Genomic DNA, 22690 nt, shown 5'->3' with positions numbered 1-22690 from the left:
TCGAGTCCGGCCTCGTGTCCGGCGGCGGCGCCCGGTTTCGCGGACAATGGGGCGGTGAGCAACTTCGACGGCAGTGGATCTGATGGCATTCGGGACGGCGGCGCCGGATCTGACGGCGCCAATGGAGAAGGCGCCGGAGGAGAGGGTGCCGGAGAGAACGGCCGGGCGCCCATCGTCGTCGCGGCGGTGGTGGTCACCGATGATCGCGGCCGCGTCCTGACGGTGCGCAAGGCCGGCACCGACCGCTTCATGCTCCCCGGCGGCAAACCCGAGGTGGTGGGCGAAGGGGGTGGGGGTGGACGTCGTGAAGCTCCCGCCGAGACCGTCGTCCGAGAGTTCCGCGAGGAACTCGGCGCGGACCTCGACCCCGCCCACCTGAGCGACTGGGGGGTCGTCGCCGACGCCGCGGCGAACGAGCCGGGGCACGTGGTGGTGGGGCATCACCAGCGCTACCTCGGGCCCGTGCCGGAGGTCGCGCCGCGGGCCGAGATCGCCGAAATCCGCTGGATCGACCCGCATGTGCCGACCGGGCGGCTCGCGCCGATGCTGGAAAACCACACGCTGCCGAGGCTTCGCGACGGCCACCCCGCCCGCGTCATCTCCGCCGTCACCGTGTTCGCCGGATCCGCCGACGGGACCGACCCCGCGTGGCGCGAGGCGGCGACGGCACTGGGCGCGGAACTCGGGCGCGAGCGGGTCGAGCTGGTCTACGGCGGCGCGTCGATAGGCCTGATGGGCGCGGCCGCCGATGCCGCGCTGGAGGCCGGCGGCGGCGTGACCGGGGTGATCCCGACGCTGCTGCGAGACCGCGAAATCGCGCACCGCGGCCTGACGCGCCTGGAGACCGTGGAGACGATGGCCCAGCGCAAGGACCGGATGTACGCCCTCGGCGACGCGTTCGTGGCGCTGCCGGGCGGGGCGGGGACGCTCGAGGAGTTTTTCGAGGTCTGGACCCGCCAGCACATCGGCATCCACCAGCAGCCCGTCGCGCTGGTCGGGCCCGGCGGGTTCTGGAGGCCGCTGGTGGCGCTGCTCGAGTCGCTCGTCGACGGCGGGCTGGTGCACCGGAAGCACCTGGAGTCGCTCGTCGTCGTCGAGGATCCCGCCGAGCTGCTGCCGGCGCTGTGCGCGTGGCGGGCGCCCGGCACGAAGTGGGCGTAGGCGGGCGGCCTTGAGCGGCCCGCGCCGCCGCCCCCTCCCGACTCCTCGCTGACCCCTCGCCGCCGCCTCGCCGACCCCTCGCCGGTGCCTCGCGCCGCCGCCCCGCGCAGAGAAAGAGGTCCAGTGAACACTTAGACGTGGTTGACCACCACTTTCTGTTCACTGGACCACTATTTGTGCGGAGATCCCGACCCCTCGCCGACTCCTTCCACTCCTTTCCGCCTCTTCCCACGCAGAAACCTACGTTCCGTGCAGATACCCACGTTTGAACGTAGGTATCTGGCCGAAACGTAGGTATCTCCGCGATCCGCGCGGGTCCGCGCCGCCGGGGTCCCTTCCCCAGGACCCCGGCGGCGCGGTGATGCGGTGATGCGGTGGTGCGTCGGAGCGGCGGCGAGCCTCTCGTGCTCGCCCCGCGAACCGGGGCCCCTTCCCCAGGGCCCCGATCTCGCGCGGTCGGGCGGATGCGGTCGGGCGGATGCGGTCGGCTCGTGCTTCCCGACGATCGCCGTTTAGCGGTTCGCCCCCGCCAGCAGAGCGACGACGTCGGAGTAGGTGGCCAGGGTCTGGACCTGCTCCGGCTTCGAGTCGGCGTCGTCGCCGGCCTCGCCCACCTCATCGGCCTCGTCGGTGGCCGGGGCGGTCTCGGCGATGTCGCCGAGCTGGCCCTCCGGAACGTCGCCCGACTCGATGGCGCGCTCGAGGAAGGCGATGAGGGTGTCGATCTGATCCTCGTCAAGGCCCGCGGCCTCGGCGGCGGAGCGCACGGCGGCGATGGAACCGGCGTTGTCGGTGCCATTCGCGCCATTCGCGCCGTCGGTGCCGTCGGTGCCGTTGCCGTCATCGGAGCCGGCCTCGATGGCGGCGATGATCGCGTCGACGAGCTCGGACGTGGCCAGCGGGGAATCCGCCGGGGCAGTCGTGTCACCGCCGATGACCTCGGCCTGCTCGCCGGCGCCAGCATCCGCGCCGGTACCAGCACCGGCATCCGTCCCAGCCCCGTCACGGTCGCCGCCGATGATCGCGTCGGTGCCCAGACTGCCGGCGCCGTTGGCGGCGCGGCCGGTCGGCGGGGAGACGGCGTCGGCGCCGACTCCGGTGTCGTCCTCGACGGTGGCGCGGCGGGCGCCGGCGGCCTCGGCGTCGGTGGTCGAGTCGGTGGTGTCGGTGCCGGTGGTGGCGGGCTTGTCGCCGCGGGCGATGCCGTCGAGCTGGGCCTTGGTGCCGTTGAAGGTGTTCAGGTCGACGGGGGTGTTGATGCCCGGCACGCGGCCCGTGCTGGAGCGCTGCCAGAACAGGGGCTCGTCCCAGCCGCCGGGCACGTCGGTGGGCGGCTGGTCCTGGTAGGCGGCCAGCCACAGCGGGTAGCCGTTGAGGGCGGTGGAGTTGCCCATCTTGTTCACCCAGAACCACCGGTAGGTGTAGATCATGGGCGTGGTGCCGGTCTTCAGCTCGACGCGCTGCATGAACGCCGACGCCCACTTCTCCAGGGCGGCGGGCGTCATGCCGGCGTCGAGTTCGAGGTCGAGCACGGGCGGCAGCGCCAGGGAGCCGGCGGGCTGCAGCTTGAGGGCCTGCGCGTAGGCGTCGGCCTGGATGATCGCGTCGCGGTCGGGGTGGGCCTTGTGGTAGCTGCCGATGATCAGGCCGGCGTCGTGGGCGGCCTTGGAGTCTTCGGCGAAGTAGGGGCTCAGGCCTTCGGCGCCGTCGGTGGCCTTGATGAAGGCGAACTTTTCGCCGGATGCCGCGACCTTGTCCCAGTCGAGCTTGATGCCGCCGGGGCGCTGCCACTTGGACACGTCGATGCCGGTGGGGGAGGTCGCGGTGAAGGCGTCGGCGGGTGCGGGTGCCACGAGGCCGAGGGCCATGGGCAGGGCGGCGGCGAGGGCGACGAGTGCGCCCGCGCGGCCGCGCCGGGTGCGCCGCAGGGACTCGGGGAAGGTCGCGGTGCGGAGGTTCATGACTGGTGACTATACGGCACTTTTGCCCCATTAGTCACACAAGTAACATGAGTAACATGCCCCACCCAGTATTCAACCTGGGCTTTTCCACAACATTTTTGCTTAATGACGCTTACGCGCCCCCCATCCGGCCCCATTCACCCGCCAGGCGTTTCGCGGAAATCCAGCACCAGATCAGCGCCGCCAGCCACAGGAACCACATGACCCCGAACGGCCACGCGCCCCACTCCGAGGGCCACGCATAGTTCCACAGGAAGTGCATGACGAACGCCGCAAACGTGGCTCCGAGGCCGATGAGCCAGCGGGTGGGCGTCGTCAAGCGGGGATGCAGCAGGGCCACGCCGACGCCGAAGCCCGCGACTCCCGAGAAGAAGACGTGCAGGCCAGGGCCGGCGACCGCGCGCACGAACCACATGAACAGCATGCCGTCGGCGTCGGAATTGGCGTCGGCGAGCGCGCCGGCGGCGCCGTACTGGACGGTTTCGATGAGCTCGAAACCCAGGCCGACGAAGATGCCCACGAGCAGGCCGTCCCACGGGCGGTGCCACAGGCGCGGCAGGGCCAGGAGGATCAGTGCGATCCCGAGGGTCTTGCCCACCTCCTCCGGCCACGCGCCGGCCAGCGACCCTTCGGCCGATTCCCAGCCGATGCCGCCGGCGATGACGGTCATCGCATCGCCGGTGACGGCGATGAAGACGAAGGAGGCGAGGGCTCCCCACGCCAGCGGCAGCAGCGGCCACGCGCCGGCCGGGCGCCACAGGCGGCTGCGCGAGAGCAGCCACCACAGTACCGCGATGACCAGCACCGACACCGCCGTGCCGAACGCCAGCGACATCGGCGTCGCGCGGCCCAGGACGAACATGGTCAGGGCGTTGACCGCGAGGCCCGCGGCGATCAGGGGCACGAGAATGAGGAAGGACCAGCGGATTCCAGAGTGGGCGCGGTCGGTCATCGGGCACCGCCTTCGCGGACGTCAGCGAGGATCGTCGCGGCAGCATCCTCGACGGCGCCGTACGGGTCGTCGATGTCGGGGTCGGCCGAGATGACCGCGACGAGGGCCTCGCCGCCGGGAGCCTCGTCCGAATCGGAGTCGGAGTCAGAGTCAGAGCCCTTGTCGGAGCCGGTGTAGGAACCGGCACCGGACTGGGAGTCAGCGGCGGTTGCGGGATCGGTGTCGTCGCCAAGCACGATGACGGCGTGGACGACGCCGTCGGAACCCTCGACCGGAGAGCCCGACCAGGCGATGAGGCCGGGCGCGTGCGGCGTTTCGGCGGGGCTCATGTCGGGGGCGGGATCGTCGGCGAGGATCTTCGCGCGGACGGCGCGGATGCCGAAACGCTCCAGGTCCTCGACGTTTCCGGCCGAGCGGGTCTCGATGACCACGTCCCCGCACGCGAACTGGTGCGCCCCCACGGTCAGCGAGAACTCGCGCTCGCACTCCGGGTCGCCGTCGCGGACGTCGAAGGTGGCCTCGAATGCCGCGTCGTCGCCGCCGAGGGTGACGGAGCGGGTGGTCTCGATGGCGTGGCCGCCGCCATCGTCGCCGGCGGACATGCCCTTGGCGATCGCGATCGGCGCCACCGTCGCGGCCAGCGCCACGGCCGTCAGCGCCGCGACCATGCGGCCCGTGGAGACGGTGCGGGCCGTGGATCTGAATCGGTTCTGGTTCATTGGCTCATAATGCCACGTTCTTGCCCGGAGTTGATCACCGTTCGATTGTGAAACTTCCCGGCCAGGGCGTTTTCGAACACCCGATCCGGGGGCGTCCCTACACTGGGCCGCATGACAGACGAGAACGTGAACGCCGACACCGCCGCCGACAACAAGGGCGCCGCAACCGCCGACACCTCCGCCGCCGCCTCCGCCGACACCATGGGCGCCGCGACCGCCGCCCCCTCCCCCGCCGACGACCTGTACCGCCACGTCAACGGCGAGTGGATCGACTCGCACGTCATCCCCGCCGACCGCGCCGTCGACGGTGCCTTCCACAAGCTGCGGGAGGATTCGGAGGCCGCCGTCCGCGCGATCGTGGAGGATGCGCCGGTGGATTCGCGCATCGGCACGCTCTACGGCGCGTTCATGGACGAAGCGGCGATCGAGGACGCCGGCATCGACGCACTGGCGCCGGACATCGCCGAGCTCGACGTCGACGACCGCGACGATCTCGGCGAAGCCCTCGGCCGCCTCGACCGCAGCGGCGTCACCGGCCCGGCGGCGTTCTGGGTGGAGAAGGACTCCAGCTCCGACGAAGCCATGCTCTACCTGGTCCAGGCCGGTCTCGGCCTTCCGGACGAGGCCTATTACCGCGAGGAGTCCCACGCCGAGACGCTGGCCGCCTACCGCGAGCACGTCGAGGCGATGCTGCAGCTCCTCGAGGATTCCACCGTCTCCGCAGGCAACTTCGAGGGCTTCGACGGCCTCGATTCCTTCCCGCTGCACGACCTGCCCGACGCCGCCAAGCGCATCGTCGACTTCGAGACGAAGATCGCCTCCGGCCACTGGGACGTCGTCGCCAGCCGCGACGCGGTGCGCACCTACAACCTCACCGACATGACCGACCTGCCCGCCGGATTCCCCTGGGCGCGCTGGTTCGCGCAGATGGGCGTCTGCGCCGAAACCGGTGGTGAGGGCGAAAAGGGGGTCGACCGGATCGTCGTCATGCAGCCCACCTACCTGGAGCACCTGGCGGGCCTGTGGCGCGAGACCGACCTCGACGACCTGCGGCTGTGGGCGCTGTGGCGCGTGCTCAAGGCCCGCGCGCCGTACCTGGGCGCGGCGTTCACCGAGCAGAATTTCGAGTTCTACGGCAAGACCCTGTCCGGCGCGGAGGAGCTGCGCGCCCGCTGGAAGCGCGGCGTCGGCCTCGTTGAGGGGGCGCTGGGCCAGGAGGTGGGCAAGGAATACGTCGCCCGCCATTTCCCGCCGGAGCACAAGGAGCGGATGCTCGAGCTCGTCGACTACCTCACCGCCGCCTACCGCGAGCGCATCACGGACCTCGAGTGGATGACGCCCGCCACCCGCGAGCGCGCACTGGAGAAGCTCGCCCAGTTCAAGGCCAAGATCGGCTACCCGGACACGTGGCGCAGCTACGAGGGCCTCGAGTTCACGGGGTCCCTGCTTGACGACGTCCGGCGCGCATCCGCCTTCGGCCACGACTACGAAGTGGCCAAGCTGGGCAAGCCCGCGGACCGCGACGAGTGGTTCGCCACCCCGCAGACCGTCAATGCCTTCTACAACCCCGTGGTCAACGACATCACGTTCCCCGCGGCGATCCTGCAGCCCCCGTTCTTCGACCCGGACGCCGACGCCGCCGACAACTTCGGCGCGATCGGCGCGGTCATCGGCCACGAGATCGGCCACGGCTTCGACGATCAGGGCTCGCAGTACGACGGCCACGGCAACCTCAACCAGTGGTGGACGGACGCCGACCGCGCCGCGTTCGAGGGGCTGACGGACAAGCTCGTCGAGCAGTTCGACGGCCTGGTGCCCACCGGCCTGCGCGAACGCGGCGAGACCGGGGTCGGCGTCAACGGCAAGTTCACGCTCGGCGAGAACATCGGCGACCTCGGCGGCCTGGGCATCGCGGTCGTCGCCTACCGGCGCTGGCTCGCCGACCAGGGCCGGGAGACCGACGTCGCCAAGGATCCGGCGGCCTACCGTGGGCTGTTCCTGTCGTGGGCGCTGGTGTGGCGCACCGCCATCCGGCCCGAGATGAGCCGCCAGTACCTGGCCATCGACCCGCACTCGCCGGCAGAGTTCCGCTGCAACGTCATCGTCGGCGACATCGACGAGTTCCACGCCGCCTTCGACGTCCAGCCGGGCGACGGCATGTGGCGCGACCCCGCCGAGCGCGTGACCATCTGGTAGCAGCACGTTCGTTCCGGCGCCCGGCCCATCCCCCCAGTTGGGCACCGTTTTCCACGCCTCGCTCCCGAGCGTTTACAATTGTTCGGAGAGATGCCGGAGGGGGCGGCGGGCCGTCGCAAAGCAAAAACCTGACGCGACGCCCACCGCCCGCGCCCCCGCCCGGCCGACGAGGAGGACCCGTGGACGCCCGCGACGTGCAGGCCCTGGCCGCGGTGAAGCTGTACTACGGCGAGGGGCTCACGCAATCCGACGTGGCCAAGGAGCTCGGCGTATCCCGGCCGACCGTGTCCAAGCTGCTGACGCTCGGGCGCGAGCGCGGGTACGTGTCCATCACCATCCACGACCCGCGCGAGGAAGCGTCCGAAGCCGGCGGGCGGCTGCGCGACCGGTACGGCCTCGCCGACGTGCGCCTGGCCCAGCCCGCCCGGCCCGGGTCCGACGTCCTTCTGCGCGAACTCGGGCGGATCGGCGCGGAGCTTCTCGACGAACTCGTCGTCGACGGCACCATGCTCGGCGTGTCGTGGGGGCGCACCATGTACGCCGTATCGCGGCAGCTCAAGCGCAAGGACGTGCAGGGCGTCGAGATCATCCAGCTCAAGGGCGGGATGAGCCACTCCGACAAATCGACCAACGACATCCGCACCATCGGCGGCTTCTGCACCGCCTTCGGGGCGTTCGCGCGGACGCTGCCGCTGCCGGTCATCTTCGACTCCGTGGAGACCAAGCGCATCGTCGAGCAGGACCGCCACGTCGCCCACATCCTGCAGCTCGGGCGCGAGGTCGACATCGCGCTGTTCACCGTCGGCGCCATCGAAGCGGATTCGCTGGCGCTGAACCTCGGGCAGCTTTCCGACGTCGAACGCCAGCTCCTCCGCGACCGCGCCGTCGGAGACGCCTGCTCCCGGTTCTACCGCGCCGACGGCGGCGTCGCACTTCCCGAGGTCGACGCCCGCACCGTCGGCATCACCCTCGCCGACCTGCGCCGCGTGCCCACCAGGGTGTTGGTCGCCGGTGGTTCCGACAAGACCGAGGCGATCGAGACGGCGCTGCGCACCGGGCTTGCGACGCACGTCGTCATCGACGAGGCCACCGCCGCCCGAGTCCTCGAGGCGTAGCGGGGCGGGGGCGGGGCCGCGGGGGCGCTCGCCTCGCCTCCCGAGGGCCGGCCGGTCCGGGGCGGTGATGGCACGGTGGGCCCTTCTTCGCTCCAGATAGACATCCAGCGACCGTCGTAACGCCCCTCCTTCCCTTCCATCTCCGCAAATAGACGCCCAGTGACCAGAAAGACGTGGTTGACCAGGTCTTTCTGTCCACTGGGCGTCTATTTGGGTTGGGCACGGTCGAAATGGAGCTCCGGCACGGCCGGGGAGAAGCTGATGTGCGGCTGGTGGGGCGACTGGGGCCGCTGGGGCGAGAATCGTGCAGGAGCGCAGCCTCATGGCCCCGCCGTTATCCGCGCATCCAATGGAGTCCGGCTCCATTATCCGCACATCCGATGGAACCGAATGCCGCCGAACCGCGTCTAACACGATGGGCCCCTCCCGATGGGGCCCGTCGCGGGGGGACGGAGGCGTCGTAAAGCAGACCCTCCCGAGCCGACCTCGGCCCACCACCCGCGCGACCAACCGACGACCGGGGGAACAACCACCATGACCACGACCGAAACCTCGATGCAGACCCACCCGAGCGGCCTGATCCTTCGCCGCGACCAATCCGACCTGGGCGCCGACGAGATCCGCCGGCGATTCCGGGCGGGCGAGATGGTGCGCATCGCCCGGGGCATCTACATACGGCGGGCGAAGCTCCCGCGCCACGAGGATTTTCGGCTGCGGGCGGCGGCGGCCGGGCTGCTGCATGAGGGGAGCATCGTCACGGGGCCGGGCGCGGCCTCGCTCTACGGCGTCGCGACGCTGTACCCGCCGAAAATGATGATCGACGTCCTGTCCCCGAAGGTCGACGGCACCGCCACCAGCGGATTCTGCCGCCTGCGCGGCACGACGGGCGACGAGGCAGCGCACACCGCCCGCGGCATCCGAGTGACCACGCCCGCGGTCACCGCCATGGAAACGGCTCTATTGCACGGGGCACGGATGGGGCTCGTCGTCGCGGAGTCCGTGCTGTGGGCGGGTCGATGCACCAAGAAAGAGCTTGCCGACGCCTACGCCCGAACCGCCCGCCGCAAAGGTCGCGGCGCCGCACGATTCGTCGCCGAGTCGGCCGACGACCGCAGCCAATCGGTGGGTGAAACGCTGACGTACTGGTGCATCCGGCAAGCCGGGTTGCCCGAACCGCTCCAGCAGGTCGAGATCGTCGATGAGGCCGGGGAGTTCGTGGCGAAGGTGGACTTTTTCTGGCCCGAGTTCGGGATCATCGTCGAGTTCGACGGAGACGTGAAGCTGTCCGGGGAATACGGCGATCCGGAAACCGTGGCGCTGAAACGATTGGAGCGGGACACGGCCTTGACGAACTTGGGGATGCGGATACTCCACGTCAAGTGGGCCGAGGTGTTCTCCGGGGCCGGGGCGAAAACGATCCGCGAGTTCTTCATGCATTTCTCGAAACTCCGAGGCGGTTACCTCGGCGGGTGGAGGCTCGCCGATCTCAAGCGGTAGGCGTCGGCGAGGTAGGTCGCGGCGGGACTGGCGGGGTCGGGGCTGGCGGGGTCGGGGCTGGCGGGGTCGGGGCTGGCGGAGTCGGGCGGAGCCAGGGCTGGGGACGGACGGCGCCTGGCGGAGCCGGGCGAAATTGGACGGAGTCGGGGCGGGGGCCGGGCGAAGTTGGACGGAGTCGGGGCGGGGGCCGGGCGAAGTTGGGGCATCCAAGGCAATTGGCGTCCGGAACGGCCGGTGGCGCGGCTCCCCGATCACAAAATAGACGTGGAGTGGACAGAAAGAGCTGGTTAACCAGTACTTTCTGTCTACTCCACGTCTTTCTGCGGGGTGAGGGGTGGGAGGGGCCGCCAGGATCCGGGGCCGCGCCCCGGGGGGCCGCGCCGAGCCCCGGGCCGCCGTGCCCGGCCGGCGCCCCGCGGCTAGAAGGCGATCACACCGACGATGGCCGCGTTGAGCAGGTTGACGCACAGGCCGGCGAACAGGGCCAACGGGCCGTTCTTGGCCACCTCGCCACGACGCTCCGGGGCCAGCGCGCCGATCGAGCCGATCTGAATGGCGATGGACGACAGGTTGGCGAAGCCGGCGAGGGCGAACGTCGCGATCATCACGGACTTCGGGTCCAGGCTGTCGACGTGCTCGCCGAAGGAGGTGTAGCCGACGAACTCGTTGAGGATCGTCTTCTGGCCGATGAAGTTGCCCACCAGCCCGGCGTCGTCCCACGGCACGCCGATCAGCCACGCCACCGGTGCGAAGATGGCGCCGAACAGCCCCTCGAGGGACCAGTTGTCCTGGCCGAACAGCCCGCCGATGCCACCGAGCATCGCCGACAGCATGGCGATGGTCGCGATGAACGCGATGAGCAGGCAGCCGACGATGACGGCGATGCGGCCGCCGTTCATGGCGCCGGCGCCGAGGGCGTCGATGACGTTCTTGGATTCGGTGTCGCGGACGTCGCGGACGGAGGCGTCGAGGTCGGATTCCTCGGTCTCGGGCCAGAACGCCTTCGCGATGATCAGCGAACCGGGCGCGTTCATGATCGACGCGGCCAGCAGGTACTCCAGCGGCGCGCCGAGCAGGGAGTAGCCGATCAGGGTGGAGCCGGCGACGGAGGCGAAGCCGCCGGTCATGCAGGTGAACAGTTCCGACTTGGTCAGCCGCGGCAGGTAGGGCTTGATCACCAGCGGCGCTTCGGACTGCCCGAGGAAGATGACGGTCGACGCCCACACGGACTCGACCTTCGACGTGCCCAGGATGAACTTCAGGGCCGTGCCGACGTAGTCGACGAAGTACTGCACGACCCGCAGGTAGTACAGGGCGCCGAGGATGGCGCCGAGGAAGATGATCACGGGCAGGACGTTGAGGGCGAAGACGAACCCGTTGTCCTCGCCGAACAGGCCGCCGAACACGAACGATGTGCCCTCGCCGGTGAAGTCGATGAGTTTCTCGATCGCGTGCGCGGTGCTCTTCAGCGCCTGGAAGCCGGGCTCCCATTTCAGCACGAGCAGGGCGAAGGCGACCTGCATGAGCAGGCCGACGCCGAGGGTGCGCCAGTTGATGGCCCTGCGGTGCTTGGAGATGGTGATGGCGACGCCGAGGATCAGGATGATGCCGAGCAGGCCCTGTAGCCGTTCCATTGTCTCGTCCGTTCTGTGGAGGGTGGTGCTCTGGTGGGGGTCCCGGAGGCGGTCCGGGGGCGGGCCCGGGGAGGGGTCCCGGGGGTTACTTCAGGTCGTCGGGCCCGAAGGCGTACGGGAGGATCTCGGCGAAGTCGATGCTGATGGGGGCTCCGGGCTTGACGACGCCCACCTCCCCGCCATCCGCCGCCGCCGTGGGGGCGCCGTCGCCGGGCCGGGGGCCTTCGACGATGACGCGCTCGCAGCCGAATTCGTTGAGCACCTGGCGGCAGGCGCCGCAGGGGTGGCACGGCGCGGCGTCGCGGCCGACGATGGCGCAGGCGACGATGCGGGAGTCCGGGCCGTGCTCGGCGACCATGCGGAACACGGCGGTGCGCTCCCCGCAGTTGGTCAGGCCGTAGGAGGCGTTTTCGACGTTGCATCCGGTCACCACGGTGCCGTCGTCAAGCAAAAGCGCCGCACCCACCGGAAACCCGGAGTATGCGACGTACGAGTGCGCCGTGGCGGCGCGGGCGCGTTCCAGCAGTTCGGCGTCGGTGATGGACATGACTGCCTCGATCCTTTCGGGGAAACCGTTGCGGGATTCCGTTCGGGAAGGGCGCTTGCCGTGCGGCGCCGGCGGGCGGGGGTCGGACCCCGTGACGTGCACCACATTAGAACTATTGGAAAACGCCCTGTTGACAATTGTTCTAGGCCCCACGATAATCGAACCCGAACAAGTCCACAAGACCAAAAAACCGGGCACCCGCGAACGGTGCGCGGCCGCCGGACACCGGCCGCCGACGACTCCCGCGCCCGCCCGGCCGAGCATCGGAGGAGCGAGGACGATGGCTGAAAAGTTCGACGTCGTAGACGTGATCAAGGTCAAGCGCGATGGCGGGGTGCTGCCGGACGACCAGATCGACTGGGTGGTCGACGCCTACACCCGCGGCATCGTCGCCGACGAGCAGATGGCGGCGCTGGCGATGGCGATCTTCATCAACGGCATGGAGCGCCCCGAGATCGCCCGCTGGACCAACGCGATGATCCGCTCCGGGGAGACCATGGACTTCTCCTCGCTGGGCAAGCCGACCGCCGACAAGCACTCCACCGGCGGCGTCGGCGACAAGATCACCCTGCCGCTGGCGCCGCTGGTGGCCAGCTTCGGCGTCGCCGTGCCGCAGCTGTCCGGCCGCGGCCTCGGCCACACCGGCGGCACCCTGGACAAGCTCGAGGCCATCCCCGGCTGGCGCGCCGACCTGAGCAACGACGAGCTGATGGCCATCCTCGGCGATCCCGGCTGCGTCATCTGCGCCGCGGGCTCCGGCCTGGCGCCGGCGGACAAGAAGCTCTACGCGCTGCGCGACATCACGTCGACGGTCGACTGCATCCCGCTGATCGCCAGCTCGATCATGAGCAAGAAGATCGCCGAGGGCACCGATTCGCTGGTGCTCGACGTCAAGGTGGGGTCGGGCGCGTTCATGAAGGACGAGGCCATGGCCCGCGATCTGGCGCGCACCATGGTCGATCTGGGCAAGGACGCCGGCGTGGACACCGTGGCGCTGCTCACCGACATGTCGGTGCCGCTGGGCCGGTGCATCGGCAATGCGCTGGAGGTCCGCGAGTCCGTCGAGGTGCTGGCGGGCGGCGGTCCGGATGACGTCGTCGAGCTGACGCTGGCGCTGGCCCGGGAGATGCTGTCGGCTGCGGGCCAGCCGGATGCGGACGTGGAAAAGGCGCTTGCCGACGGTCGCGCGATGGACACCTGGAACGCCATGATCCGCGCACAGGGCGGGGATCCGGAGGCGGCGCTGCCGACGGCGCGCCACACCCACGACGTGGTCGCCGAGTCCGATGGCGTGGTCACGCAGCTCGACGCGCTGGCGCTGGGCGTCGCGTCGTGGCGCCTCGGCGCCGGCCGCGCCCGCAAGGAGGACCCGGTGCAGGCCGGCGCCGGCATCGAGCTCCACGTCGACCTCGGCGAGACCGTGACCAAGGGCCAGACGCTGTTCACCCTGCACACCGACGACGAGGACCGTTTCGACCGCGCCCTCGAGTCCGCCATGCCCGGCGTCGCCGTCGAGGCCGGCGGCACCGCCCCAGAGCGCACGGTCATCATCGACCGGATCTCCTAGGCCCCAGAAAACGTAACCCTCATTCGCGCGGCCGCCGCCGCGCACCACGAAAGGACTTCCCCCATGACTTCCCGAGCCGACGTCGCCCGCATGATCGACCACACCCTGCTCAAGCCGGAGGCCACCCCCGACCAGGTCAAGTCGCTGATCGACGAGGCCGCCGAGCTGAACTGCTTCTCCGTGTGCGTCTCGCCGAACCAGCTGCCGGTGTCCACCCCGGAGGGCGTCGCCGTGGCCACGGTCGTCGGCTTCCCGTCGGGCGCCCACAAGCCGGAGATCAAGGCCGCCGAGGCCGCCCGCGCGGTGGAGGATGGCGCGGACGAGGTCGACATGGTCATCAACCTGTCCAAGGCCGCCACCGGCGATTGGGATGCGGTCGAGGCCGACATCCGCGCGGTGCGCGAGGCGATCCCGAACGCGCTGCTGAAGGTGATCATCGAGTCCGCCGTCCTCGACGACGACGCGATCGTCGCGGCGTGCCGGGCGTCGGAGTCGGCGGGCGCCGACTTCGTGAAGACCTCCACCGGTTTCCACCCCGCCGGCGGCGCCTCGGCGCACGCCGTGAAGATCATGCGCGACACCGTCGGCGACCGCCTGGGCGTGAAGGCCTCCGGCGGCATCCGCGACGCCGCGGCCGCCGAGGAGATGATCGCCGCGGGCGCCTCCCGCCTGGGACTGTCCAGCTCCGCGACCGTGCTCGAGGGTCTGGAATAAGCGCCGATGACGGACACCGATCCCCGCACCGCAGATAACGCCACCACCAACACCCCGGCCGACGCAACCACCACCGATAGCGCCACCAACGCCGCCACCATCACCGACCCGGCGGTCCTCGCCGCCGCCCGCGAGTGGCTGGCGCACGACCCCGACGACGCCACCCGCGACGAGCTGTCCACGCTGATCCAGCGCGCGGAGTCGGGCGGGTCGGCGCCCGCCGAAGACGCCAAGGCAACCGACTCCTCCGACGCCGCCGCCGAGCTCGCGGACCGGTTCTCCGGCCCGCTGACCTTCGGCACCGCCGGCCTGCGCGGCGAGGTCGGCGCCGGCGAGTCGCGCATGAACCGCGCCACGGTCATCCGCGCCACCGCCGGCTTGTGCGCCCACCTGCGCGACATCGTCGGCGACGGCTTCACGGTCGTCGTCGGCTGCGATGCCCGCCACGGCTCGTCGGACTTCCACCGCGATGCCGCGGCCGTCATCGCCGCCGCCGGTGGCCGCGCCCTGGCGCTGCCGCCGCAGCTGCCCACGCCCGTCACCGCCTTCGCCGTCCGCCATCTCGGCGCCGACGCCGGCGTGATGGTCACGGCCAGCCACAACCCGCCGCGCGACAACGGCTACAAGGTCTACCTGGGCGGGCGCGCCGTCGATTCCGACGAGCGCCGCGGCGTCCAGATCATCGCGCCCCACGACGCCGCCATCGCCGCGCACATTGCCGCAGCTCCCCCGGCCGACGAGGTCCCGCGCGACGAGGCCGCCGTCGAGCACCTCGGTTCTTCGCTTGTCGACGACTACGTCGCCCGCGCCACGTCGCTCGCCACCGCAGGGGCGGATGCGCGTGCGGCGGTGAGCGTCGTGGTCACGCCCATGCACGGCGTGGGCGGCGAGACCATCACCCGCGTGCTGCGCGAGGCCGGGTTCACCGACGTCGCCGTGGTCGAGGAGCAGTTCGCGCCGGACCCGGACTTCCCGACCGTCGCGTTCCCCAACCCCGAGGAGGACGGCGCGCTGGACCTGGCGTTCGAGCTGGCCCGCGAGCGCGGCGCCGACGTCATCATCGCCGCCGACCCGGATGCCGACCGCTGCTCCGTGGCCATCCCCGATGCCGGCGTCGACGGCGGCTGGCGGCAGCTGTCCGGCGACGAGATCGGCGCGCTGCTCGGCGAGATGGTCGCAGCGCAGGTGGAGGCCGAACACATGGGCGCGGGGTCGTCGTCAAGCAATGGCGACGCGCAGCCGGCGCTGGCGAACTCGATCGTGTCCTCGCGTCTCAACGCGCGCATCGCCGCAGACCACGGGCTCGCGCATGCGACGACGCTGACCGGCTTCAAGTGGATCGCCGGCACGCCCGGCATGGTCTTCGGCTACGAGGAGGCCATCGGCTACTGCACCGATCCGACGCAGGTGCGCGACAAGGACGGCGTCACCGCGGCCGTTCGCGTCGCCGATCTGGTCGCCGCGCTCAAGGCCGGCGGACGTGGCCCGGCCGATCTCCTCGACGACCTCGCCCGCGCCCACGGCCTGCACAAGACCGCGCCGCTGACGTTCCGCGTCGACGACGTCGCCCTCATCGCCGAGGGCATGGCGCGGCTGCGCGCGAACCCGCCGGCGACGCTGGCCGGGTCCGAGGTCACCGCCGTCCACGATCTTTCCGACGGCTGGAACGGCCTCCCCCCGACCGACGGCCTGATGCTGCTCACCGCCGACGACGACCGCGTCATTGCCCGCCCGTCCGGCACCGAGCCGAAGCTGAAGTGCTACCTCGAGGTCATCGTGCCGGTGGAGGGTGCTGGTGCCTCGAGTGGCGACGATGCTGCCGTCCCGGTCCCCCACGACGAGGCCGCCGCCCGGTTGCGGACCATCGCCGCCGAGCTGTCGGAGGTCCTGGGGATGTAGCGCGGATTCGCCACGCCCCGCTGCCCGCGGCGCCCCGACCCAAATCCGGTCGGATTCCAGCCGAATTCCGGGCTGATTCCGGGCCACCCCGACATGAACGACACTAACTGCCGACGCTTCCGCGATTTCGTTGCATCAAATCGCGGAAGCGTCGGCAGTTAGTGCCATTTACTACGGGGTCCGCCGACCACTCGGCGATCTACTGGCCGTTCACCCGAGGGAGGGCCGCCGTTGCCCGCTGCCTGCGCCAACCCGAGGAGGGGCCCCGCTGCCCGCGCCTATCCCAGGTGCGGGCAGTACTGCTTTCCGGCACCGGCCGCCGCTGCCCGCTGCCCGCACCTAACCCAGGTGCGGGCAGTACTGCTTTCCGGCGCCGGCTCCATCCAGGCCAGCCCCGTCCGCGCCGGCCTCATCCCCGCCCACCTCATCCGCGGCGGGACGGTGGCGTTCGTCGAGCGCGCGGAACAGCGCCGTGTTCATGTGGAACGCGAGGACGGCCTCGGACAGGATGCGGTCGCGGACGTCGTCGTGAAGCACGAGGGCGTCGAGACGATCGCGGTACGCGTCGCGGTAGGGCTTGATCTTGCCCAGGGCGGCGAAGTCGTAGAAGCGGGCGCCGTCGCCGTCGATGCCGTAGTGGTCGCGCAGCTTGCGGGCGATGATCTGCCCGCCGGACAGGTCGCCGAGGTAGCGCACGTAATGGTGCGCGAGCAGCGCCGATGCGTCGCGGCGCCGCGCCAGCTCGGTGAGCCGGTTGACGTAGGCGGCGGTCGGCGGCAGCGCCTCGATCGACGAGCGCCAGCGCGGACCGACGAGGAATTCCAGGTCGCGCTCGATCGCGTCGACCCGTTCCAGGCGCACGTCGCGGATCGCCTCGCCCTCGGGGGTGTCGGCGATGGCGCGCACGGCGTCCTCGAGCGCGCCGTAGATGAACCACAGCTGCCCGGCGAGGTCGGCGGTGGCGCAGGCGCCGAGGTCGCCGTAGTCGCCGTCGAGCAGGGCGGTCATGAAGCCGGAGTTCTCGGCGTCGTCGTGGGCGGCCGCGGTGGCCTCCCGCAGTCGTGCGGTCAGGCTGTCGGTGGTCGTCTGGAGCATGTCGCCCCTCCTAGCTGGTGGTTGTCGGTTGATTGGTTGGTTGGTTTCTCGCTTGACGACGAACCGGCACGATCACCGGATTACCTCCGGAGTCGGCCAGCACTTCGACGTCGAGGCCGTAGACCTCGCCGATGAGTTCGGCGGTGAGCGTCTGCGCCGGTGGCCCGGCGGCGACGACGCGGCCACCGTCGAGGACGATGACGTCGTCGGCGTGCGCCGCCGCTGCCGCCAGATCGTGGAGCACCACGACGACGGCCGCCCCGGCGCGCGCCCGGCCGGCGATGACCCCGAGCATCGACTCGGCATGCCGCAGGTCGAGGGCGGCGGTGGGCTCGTCGAAAAGCAGCACGGGGGTGTCCTGCATGAGCACCCGCGCGCAGTGCACGCGGGCGAGCTCGCCGCCGGACAGGACCGTGACGGGCCGGTCGAGCAGATGCGCGACGTCGCATTCGGCGACGACGCGGGCGCGCAGCCCCGGGTCCGGCTCGCCCCACGGGCTGCGGCCGAATTCGATGACCTCGCCGGCGGTGAACGGCACGGTCGCGGGGTGCGATTGGGGCAGCACGGCGCGCACCCGGGCGCGGTCAGCCATCGCCATGAGGTGCAGGTCCGCGCCATCGAAGGCGACGGTCCCGGCCTCCGGCGCATCGTCGCCGGACAGCGCCGACAACAGCGTCGACTTGCCTGCGCCATTCGGCCCGACCAGTGCGGTGACGCGGCCGGCGGATGCGCGGAGGTGGACGTCGTCAAGCAACACCCGTCCCGCCCGGCGCACCGTCACCGACCGCGCGACCAGGCCCTGACCGGACGCGGACGCCGGCGCGGCGGGCAGGATCTCGCGGAGATCGGGGGCCCTCATCGCCGCACCGCCCGTCCGCCGCGCAGCAGCAGCCAGAAGAACAGCGGGCCGCCGACCAGGGACGTCAGCATGCCCAGCGGCAGGTCGGCGCCGATGACGAGCGTGCGCGCGGCGAGGTCGGCGAGCGTGGCCTCCAGCGCGCCGCCGAGCAGCGACGCCGGCAGCAGCGCCGAATGGCCGGGCCCGAGGATCAGCCGCAGCGCGTGCGGCACGACCAGGCCGATGAACACGATGATGCCCGAAAACGCGACGCCCACCGCCACGACCAGGGCCGTCAGCACGATGACGATGCGCCGCAGCTTCACGACGTCCACGCCCAAATGACCCGCCTGCGCCTCCCCCAGGCCGAGGAGGTCCAGGCGCCGGGCCAGGGCCCACATCACCGCAGCGGCCGGGAAAGTGACGGCGGCGACGATGGCCGCCGAGGTCCAGTCGCCGCCGGCGAAGCTGCCCATCTGCCAGAAGACGATGCGGTCGCGGGCGGCGGGCTCGGCGATGAACGTCATGCCGGAGACCAGGCCGCCGCACACGGCGTTGACGGCGACGCCGACGAGGATGATGCGCGCGACGTCGCGGCCGCCGCGGGCGGTGGCGGCGACGATGGCGGTGGCGATGGCCCCGCCCGCGAAGGCGCCGGCGGCGATCGCCCAGTCCGCCGCCGCGGCGCCGAGGGCGGCGGGCAGCGCGGCACCGCCGGCGACGGTCACCGCGGCGGCGCCGACGGCCGCGCCGGAGGAGACGCCGACCAGGCCGGGTTCGGCCAGCGGATTGCCGAACACCGCCTGCAGCGCCACGCCCGCGATGGCCAGGCCGGCGCCGACGAGCAGCGCCAGGGCGATGCGGGGCAGGCGGACCTGCCACATCACCACGTCGGCGTCGCCGCCGGCGCCGATGATGGACTTCAGCGAATCCACCGCGCCCGTGCCGAACTGGCCGATCGTCGCCGACCACAGCACCGCCCCGACCAGCGCCGCCGCGAGGACGGCGTGGACGATGGCGGCCTTCCGGCGGCGGGCGGCCGCGGCACGGTCGATGCCGTCGGGGCCGGAAGTCGTGGGGCCGGAGTTCATGGCGGCGGGAGTCACGGGGGCGGGAGTCACGGGGGCGGTGCCGTCGGAGCGCCCGGAATCCGCGGCGCCACCGGAAGAGGCGGCGGAGGCGGGGGCGGCGGGCCGTCGTAAAGCGGAACCGGTCGAGGCGGGCAGGACGGAGGTCATGAGCCCGCCTTCCCGTAGAGCGCGTCGGCCATCGCGGCGACGACGCGCGGGGTGTCGGGGCCGAAGGACAGCAGCTGCGAATCGGGGACGTCGAGGACGCTGGTGCTCTTGCCCGCGGGCGTCTGCGCCATACCGGGCAGCGAGGCGAGGCCGGCGGGGCCTCCGATGGAGTCGAGGCCGTGGCTCATGACGATCACCGTGTCCGGCGCCGCCTTGACCAGCGCCTCCGGCGTCAGCGGCGTGAAGGAGCCGTCGATGCCCAGGCCTTCGGCGGCGTCGGTGCCGCCCAGGCGCTCGATCAGTGCGGACGCGCCGGAATCCGGGCCCGCGATCATCGCGACGGTGGTGCCGCGCAGGTAGAGCACCATCATGCGGCGGCCGTCGGCGCGGTCGCGGGCGTCGCGGGAGGCCGCGTCGAGCTTTGCGACGATCTCCCGCCCAACCTCGTCCGCGTGCTGCCCCAGGCCCACCGTCGTCGTAACCTGCTCGGCGAGGGTGGCGATGGTGTCGGGCGTGCGCTCGTCGGGGATGCGGACCACGGCGATGCCGGCGTCGGCGACGGTGTCCAGGACGCGCGAGGGGCCGATGGAGCCGTCGGTGATGATGACGTCCGGGCGCAACTTGAGAATCGACTCCGCGTTGATCGTGTGGCCGCCCGGCGTGACCTGCGGGAGGTCCGCGGCGCCAGGGAAGTCGGTGGCGGTGTCGCGGCCGACCAGGCGATCGCCCAGGCCCAGCGCCCACACCATGCGGGACAGCGCGCCGGCGCGGTCGAGGGTGAGGATGCGCTCGGCCGAGGCGACCTCGACCGGCGTCCCGTCCCAGTCGACGGTCACCGGCAGCTGCGGCGACGGATCGTCGACGAGGACCTCCGGCGCGGCCGGCGGCAGCTGCGCCGAGACGTGGCCGGCGGGGGTGGCGGCGGAGTTGGCGTCGCTCGAGCCGGAGGTGTTGCCGGAGTTGGAAGCGGCGGAGTTGGCGGCGGCACCCTCCCCCGCTTCCGTGCCGTTGGCGTTCGGGCCCGCGCAGCCGATGAGCCCCGCGATGAGCACCAGGCACACCAGTGCGGCGGCGATGGCGCCATTGCGCCTGGTCAGTGACGTCGGCATGGGGCTCCTGTATCGGGTCGGTTGTATCGGATCGGATGTGGCGGGCCGGGCGTATCGGGGCCGATGTAACGAGGTGGATGTAGCGGGTCGGATATAGCGGGTCGGGTGTATCGGGTCGGTGGATGGCCACGACAACAGCGAGGTGAAGGACCAGCGGTTCAATCGTGACCCACCCAACAAATGCACAGCCTACGCTTAGTTAGGCTTGCCTTGCCGGTGGATGTTAGCATGAGCGTCGCTTAAGTCACACCACATCGAGGAGAACCCAATGAAGAACACCGCCGCCGCCCGATCCGCCCGCACTTCCCGCGCCTCCCGCGTCTCCCGCGCCGCTCGTGCGCGTCGCGGACTGCTCGCCGCCCCGGCCATCGCCGCCGTCGCGCTGCTGGCCGCCTGCTCCGGCGGCGACGGTGACGCTTCCGCCGATGCCGGCGCCGAGACCTCCGCCGACGCCACCACCTCTGCCACTGCCTCGGCCGCCGCAGCGGAGAGCACCTCCGCCACCGAGTCCACCGGCGCCAATGCCGCCACCACCGCCGAGGCCAGCGCCAACGGAGTCACCGCTCAGGTCTCCCCGGCGCAGGACATCGCGGACGGCTCCGAGATCACCATCACCCTCTCCGGCCTCAACCCCGCTTACGGTGGCTACTACCTGGGCATTTGCGGCGACCGTCCCGAGGGTTCGCCCGCCCCCTCCTGCACCGGCGACCGCGCCGTGCCGGGCACCCAGGCGTGGCTGTCCAACCGCGGCGGCTCGCAGCCGGTGCCGGAGAACGGTGAGGCGTCGGTCTCGCTGACCGCGAAGGCCGCCGGCGAGAACCTCGATTGCCGCACAGATTCCTGCACCCTCAAGGTCTTCGGCGATCACTCCGAGGGCTTCGAAGACATCGTCGACGTGCCGGTGACCTTCGCGAAGTAGCCACTGGCGGCGCCGCGGCCGCCAAACCCCGACATGAACGACACTAACTGCCGACGCTTCGGCGATTTGATGCAACGAAAAGGCCGAAGCGTCGGCAGTTAGTGCCCTTCACCCCGATTTCTTCGTCGCGCCGGACCGGATATCCGGGCGCTCCTATGCTCGACAGCATGAGCCCCGCCGCCGCCGACCCCACTCGAGCCGCCGCCATCTCCACCGACGCCGACGCCACTCGAGCCGCCAGCTCCCCCTCCGCCGACACGCCTCGCCGCCACTCGATTGTGCTGCTGCCCGGCGACGGCATCGGCCCGGAGATCGTCGACGCCTGCCGGCCGGTGCTCGCGGCGGCCTTCCCCACCTGGGATTTCACGGACGCAGCGATCGGTTGGCAGCGGTGGTGCGCCGACGGCGATCCCGTCCCCGCGGCCACGTGGCGCGCGCTCGAGAACGCCGACGCCGCGCTCATGGCGGCGATCACCTCCAAGCCCGCCCGCGAGGCCGACGCCGAACTCGCCGCCCACCTCCGCGGCACCGGGCTCACCTACCGCTCCCCGGTCTTGCAGCTGCGCCAGCGCCTGGACCTCTTCGCCAACGTCCGCCCCGTCGAGGACCTGCTGGGCGCCACCGCCCGTGACACCACCACCCCGCAAGCTACCCCCCGCTTCGGTTTCACCGTCGTCCGCGAGAACACCGAGGGCCTCTACTCCCACGATTTCTCCATGCGCGGCGCCGATTGTGCGGGGCTGTGGGACGTCGTCAAGCACGACCCCACGGTGACCCGCTCCACGCCCGCCGACACGGCAGTCGCCCTGCGTGTGACCACGGCTTTTGCTTGGCGACGGCTCCTCCGCACCTCCGCGGCCCTCACCGGCCGGGCGGCCGACCCGTCGCTGCGGCGCGTGACGGTGGCCGACAAGCCGAACATCCTGCGCGAATCCGGGGCGATCATCCGCGACGCCGTCGACGAGGTCGCCGCCGAATTCCCCGGCGTCGAATTCGAGATCGCCAACGCCGACGCCGTGGCCATGCGGATGATCACCTCGCCGCGCAGTTTCGACGTCATCGCCGCCGAGAATCTGCTCGGCGACATGCTTTCCGACGTCGGCGCCGGACTCATGGGTGGCCTGGGCCTGCCGTCGTCGGGCAACATCGGCGCAGATCACGCCGTGTTCGAGCCCGTGCACGGGTCGGCGCCGGACATCGCGGGACGGGGCATCGCCAATCCGGCGGCATTCTTGCTGTCGGCCGCGATGTGCGCCGAGCACCTCGCGGACAAGACTGCGACGGAAAGAACAACGGCACCCGGGACGGCGGGAGCGGCAGCAAACGAGGCGACGACCCCGGACGGCGCCGCCGACCTGCGCGACGCTGCATCGCGCCTGCGCAGGGCCGTCATCACCACGCTGCGCGAGGATCCGACACCCGATCTCGGCGGGACCAACACCACGGCGGGCTTCGCGGCGGCGGTTCGCGATGGGGTGGCCGGGACGTCGTAAAGCAACCGCCCTCAACAGCCGCAAACCCACCCGGAA

The 22690-nt window shown here is 71.2% G+C and carries 18 protein-coding genes; 9 read left to right on the top strand and 9 right to left on the bottom strand.

The window, feature by feature from the left end; all coding sequences use genetic code 11:
- The first annotated feature begins 54 nt into the window (after window positions 1–54).
- A complete protein-coding gene (locus tag ACFWGD_RS10785; protein WP_377778702.1) occupies window positions 55–1161 on the top strand; it encodes a TIGR00730 family Rossman fold protein in 1107 nt (368 codons plus the stop codon).
- A gap of 512 nt (window positions 1162–1673) precedes the next feature.
- Here the strand turns inward: ACFWGD_RS10785 and ACFWGD_RS10780 are convergent.
- From ACFWGD_RS10780 to ACFWGD_RS10770, 3 genes are all read right to left on the bottom strand, one after another.
- Entirely contained in the window at window positions 1674–3122 is a 1449-nt protein-coding gene (locus ACFWGD_RS10780; RefSeq protein ID WP_377778701.1) for a glycoside hydrolase family 25 protein, read from the bottom strand.
- Between the two features lie 112 nt (window positions 3123–3234).
- Window positions 3235–4074, bottom strand: a complete 840-nt coding sequence (locus tag ACFWGD_RS10775; RefSeq protein WP_377778700.1) for a PrsW family intramembrane metalloprotease — start codon at window positions 4072–4074, stop codon at window positions 3235–3237.
- Window positions 4071–4793 (bottom strand): hypothetical protein, encoded by a 723-nt coding sequence (locus tag ACFWGD_RS10770; protein ID WP_377778699.1) that lies wholly within the window; start codon window positions 4791–4793, stop codon window positions 4071–4073. The genes ACFWGD_RS10775 and ACFWGD_RS10770 overlap by 4 nt, the downstream gene beginning before the upstream one ends.
- Window positions 4794–4994: 201 nt before the next feature.
- Here ACFWGD_RS10770 and ACFWGD_RS10765 point away from each other — a divergent pair, with 201 nt between their 5' ends.
- The 3 genes from ACFWGD_RS10765 (at window position 4995) to ACFWGD_RS10755 (ending at window position 9601) form a co-directional block, all read left to right on the top strand.
- Window positions 4995–6989: a M13 family metallopeptidase gene (locus ACFWGD_RS10765; RefSeq protein WP_377778736.1), complete on the top strand. Its 1995-nt coding sequence runs from the start codon at window positions 4995–4997 to the stop codon at window positions 6987–6989.
- Window positions 6990–7168: 179 nt separating this feature from the next.
- On the top strand, window positions 7169–8104 hold the full coding sequence (locus ACFWGD_RS10760) for a sugar-binding transcriptional regulator (protein ID WP_377778698.1): 936 nt from the start codon (window positions 7169–7171) through the stop codon (window positions 8102–8104).
- A gap of 534 nt (window positions 8105–8638) precedes the next feature.
- On the top strand, window positions 8639–9601 hold the full coding sequence (locus ACFWGD_RS10755; protein ID WP_377778697.1) for a hypothetical protein: 963 nt from the start codon (window positions 8639–8641) through the stop codon (window positions 9599–9601).
- Window positions 9602–10020: 419 nt separating this feature from the next.
- Here ACFWGD_RS10755 and ACFWGD_RS10750 read toward each other — a convergent pair whose 3' ends face one another.
- Together ACFWGD_RS10750 and ACFWGD_RS10745 are read right to left on the bottom strand one after the other, a co-directional pair.
- Complete coding sequence (locus tag ACFWGD_RS10750) at window positions 10021–11235, bottom strand: NupC/NupG family nucleoside CNT transporter (RefSeq protein ID WP_377778696.1); 1215 nt, start codon at window positions 11233–11235, stop codon at window positions 10021–10023.
- Window positions 11236–11320: 85 nt separating this feature from the next.
- The gene (locus ACFWGD_RS10745; RefSeq protein ID WP_377778695.1) at window positions 11321–11782 is read right to left on the bottom strand and encodes a cytidine deaminase; all 462 of its coding nucleotides are present in this window, start codon (window positions 11780–11782) and stop codon (window positions 11321–11323) included.
- A gap of 280 nt (window positions 11783–12062) precedes the next feature.
- Here ACFWGD_RS10745 and ACFWGD_RS10740 point away from each other — a divergent pair, with 280 nt between their 5' ends.
- From ACFWGD_RS10740 to ACFWGD_RS10730, 3 genes are all read left to right on the top strand, one after another.
- Window positions 12063–13349 carry a thymidine phosphorylase gene (locus ACFWGD_RS10740; protein WP_377778694.1) on the top strand — a complete coding sequence of 429 codons (1287 nt, stop codon included), beginning with the start codon at window positions 12063–12065 and terminating at the stop codon, window positions 13347–13349.
- 63 nt (window positions 13350–13412) lie between these two features.
- Complete coding sequence (deoC, locus tag ACFWGD_RS10735; RefSeq protein WP_377778693.1) at window positions 13413–14063, top strand: deoxyribose-phosphate aldolase; 651 nt, start codon at window positions 13413–13415, stop codon at window positions 14061–14063.
- Window positions 14064–14069: 6 nt separating this feature from the next.
- Complete coding sequence (locus ACFWGD_RS10730) at window positions 14070–15962, top strand: phospho-sugar mutase (protein ID WP_377778692.1); 1893 nt, start codon at window positions 14070–14072, stop codon at window positions 15960–15962.
- Between the two features lie 339 nt (window positions 15963–16301).
- Here ACFWGD_RS10730 and ACFWGD_RS10725 read toward each other — a convergent pair whose 3' ends face one another.
- The 4 genes from ACFWGD_RS10725 to ACFWGD_RS10710 form a co-directional block, all read right to left on the bottom strand.
- Window positions 16302–17057 (bottom strand): heme oxygenase (biliverdin-producing), encoded by a 756-nt coding sequence (locus ACFWGD_RS10725; RefSeq protein WP_377778691.1) that lies wholly within the window; start codon window positions 17055–17057, stop codon window positions 16302–16304.
- 10 nt (window positions 17058–17067) lie between these two features.
- On the bottom strand, window positions 17068–17916 hold the full coding sequence (locus ACFWGD_RS10720; RefSeq protein WP_377778690.1) for an ABC transporter ATP-binding protein: 849 nt from the start codon (window positions 17914–17916) through the stop codon (window positions 17068–17070).
- Window positions 17913–18986, bottom strand: a complete 1074-nt coding sequence (locus ACFWGD_RS10715; protein WP_377778735.1) for a FecCD family ABC transporter permease — start codon at window positions 18984–18986, stop codon at window positions 17913–17915. Before ACFWGD_RS10715 ends, ACFWGD_RS10720 begins: the two co-directional genes overlap by 4 nt.
- 143 nt (window positions 18987–19129) lie before the next feature.
- Window positions 19130–20242: a hemin ABC transporter substrate-binding protein gene (locus ACFWGD_RS10710; RefSeq protein WP_377778689.1), complete on the bottom strand. Its 1113-nt coding sequence runs from the start codon at window positions 20240–20242 to the stop codon at window positions 19130–19132.
- A gap of 268 nt (window positions 20243–20510) precedes the next feature.
- Between ACFWGD_RS10710 and ACFWGD_RS10705 the strand changes: the two genes are divergently transcribed.
- The gene (locus ACFWGD_RS10705) at window positions 20511–21161 is read left to right on the top strand and encodes a thiamine biosynthesis protein (RefSeq protein WP_377778688.1); all 651 of its coding nucleotides are present in this window, start codon (window positions 20511–20513) and stop codon (window positions 21159–21161) included.
- Between the two features lie 167 nt (window positions 21162–21328).
- Window positions 21329–22654, top strand: a complete 1326-nt coding sequence (locus ACFWGD_RS10700) for an isocitrate/isopropylmalate family dehydrogenase (protein WP_377778687.1) — start codon at window positions 21329–21331, stop codon at window positions 22652–22654.
- The last annotated feature ends 36 nt before the right edge of the window (window positions 22655–22690 follow it).

It is taken from the genome of Corynebacterium sp. NPDC060344 (assembly GCF_042725215.1).
GTDB lineage: Bacteria > Actinomycetota > Actinomycetes > Mycobacteriales > Mycobacteriaceae > Corynebacterium.
Note: the sequence above shows the minus strand (reverse complement) of the source record. Positions and strands in the feature narration are given on the sequence as shown.

Coding starts and splice junctions, on each gene's coding strand:
- ACFWGD_RS10780 (WP_377778701.1), bottom strand. CDS start 3,122: ATGAACCTCCGCACCGCGACCTTCCCCGAGTCCCTGCGGCGCACCCGG.
- ACFWGD_RS10775 (WP_377778700.1), bottom strand. CDS start 4,074: ATGACCGACCGCGCCCACTCTGGAATCCGCTGGTCCTTCCTCATTCTC.
- ACFWGD_RS10770 (WP_377778699.1), bottom strand. CDS start 4,793: ATGAACCAGAACCGATTCAGATCCACGGCCCGCACCGTCTCCACGGGC.
- ACFWGD_RS10765 (WP_377778736.1), top strand. CDS start 4,995: ATGGGCGCCGCGACCGCCGCCCCCTCCCCCGCCGACGACCTGTACCGC.
- ACFWGD_RS10755 (WP_377778697.1), top strand. CDS start 8,639: ATGACCACGACCGAAACCTCGATGCAGACCCACCCGAGCGGCCTGATC.
- ACFWGD_RS10750 (WP_377778696.1), bottom strand. CDS start 11,235: ATGGAACGGCTACAGGGCCTGCTCGGCATCATCCTGATCCTCGGCGTC.
- ACFWGD_RS10745 (WP_377778695.1), bottom strand. CDS start 11,782: ATGTCCATCACCGACGCCGAACTGCTGGAACGCGCCCGCGCCGCCACG.
- ACFWGD_RS10740 (WP_377778694.1), top strand. CDS start 12,063: ATGGCTGAAAAGTTCGACGTCGTAGACGTGATCAAGGTCAAGCGCGAT.
- deoC (WP_377778693.1), top strand. CDS start 13,413: ATGACTTCCCGAGCCGACGTCGCCCGCATGATCGACCACACCCTGCTC.
- ACFWGD_RS10730 (WP_377778692.1), top strand. CDS start 14,070: ATGACGGACACCGATCCCCGCACCGCAGATAACGCCACCACCAACACC.
- ACFWGD_RS10725 (WP_377778691.1), bottom strand. CDS start 17,057: ATGCTCCAGACGACCACCGACAGCCTGACCGCACGACTGCGGGAGGCC.
- ACFWGD_RS10720 (WP_377778690.1), bottom strand. CDS start 17,916: ATGAGGGCCCCCGATCTCCGCGAGATCCTGCCCGCCGCGCCGGCGTCC.
- ACFWGD_RS10715 (WP_377778735.1), bottom strand. CDS start 18,986: ATGAACTCCGGCCCCACGACTTCCGGCCCCGACGGCATCGACCGTGCC.
- ACFWGD_RS10710 (WP_377778689.1), bottom strand. CDS start 20,242: ATGCCGACGTCACTGACCAGGCGCAATGGCGCCATCGCCGCCGCACTG.
- ACFWGD_RS10705 (WP_377778688.1), top strand. CDS start 20,511: ATGAAGAACACCGCCGCCGCCCGATCCGCCCGCACTTCCCGCGCCTCC.
- ACFWGD_RS10700 (WP_377778687.1), top strand. CDS start 21,329: ATGAGCCCCGCCGCCGCCGACCCCACTCGAGCCGCCGCCATCTCCACC.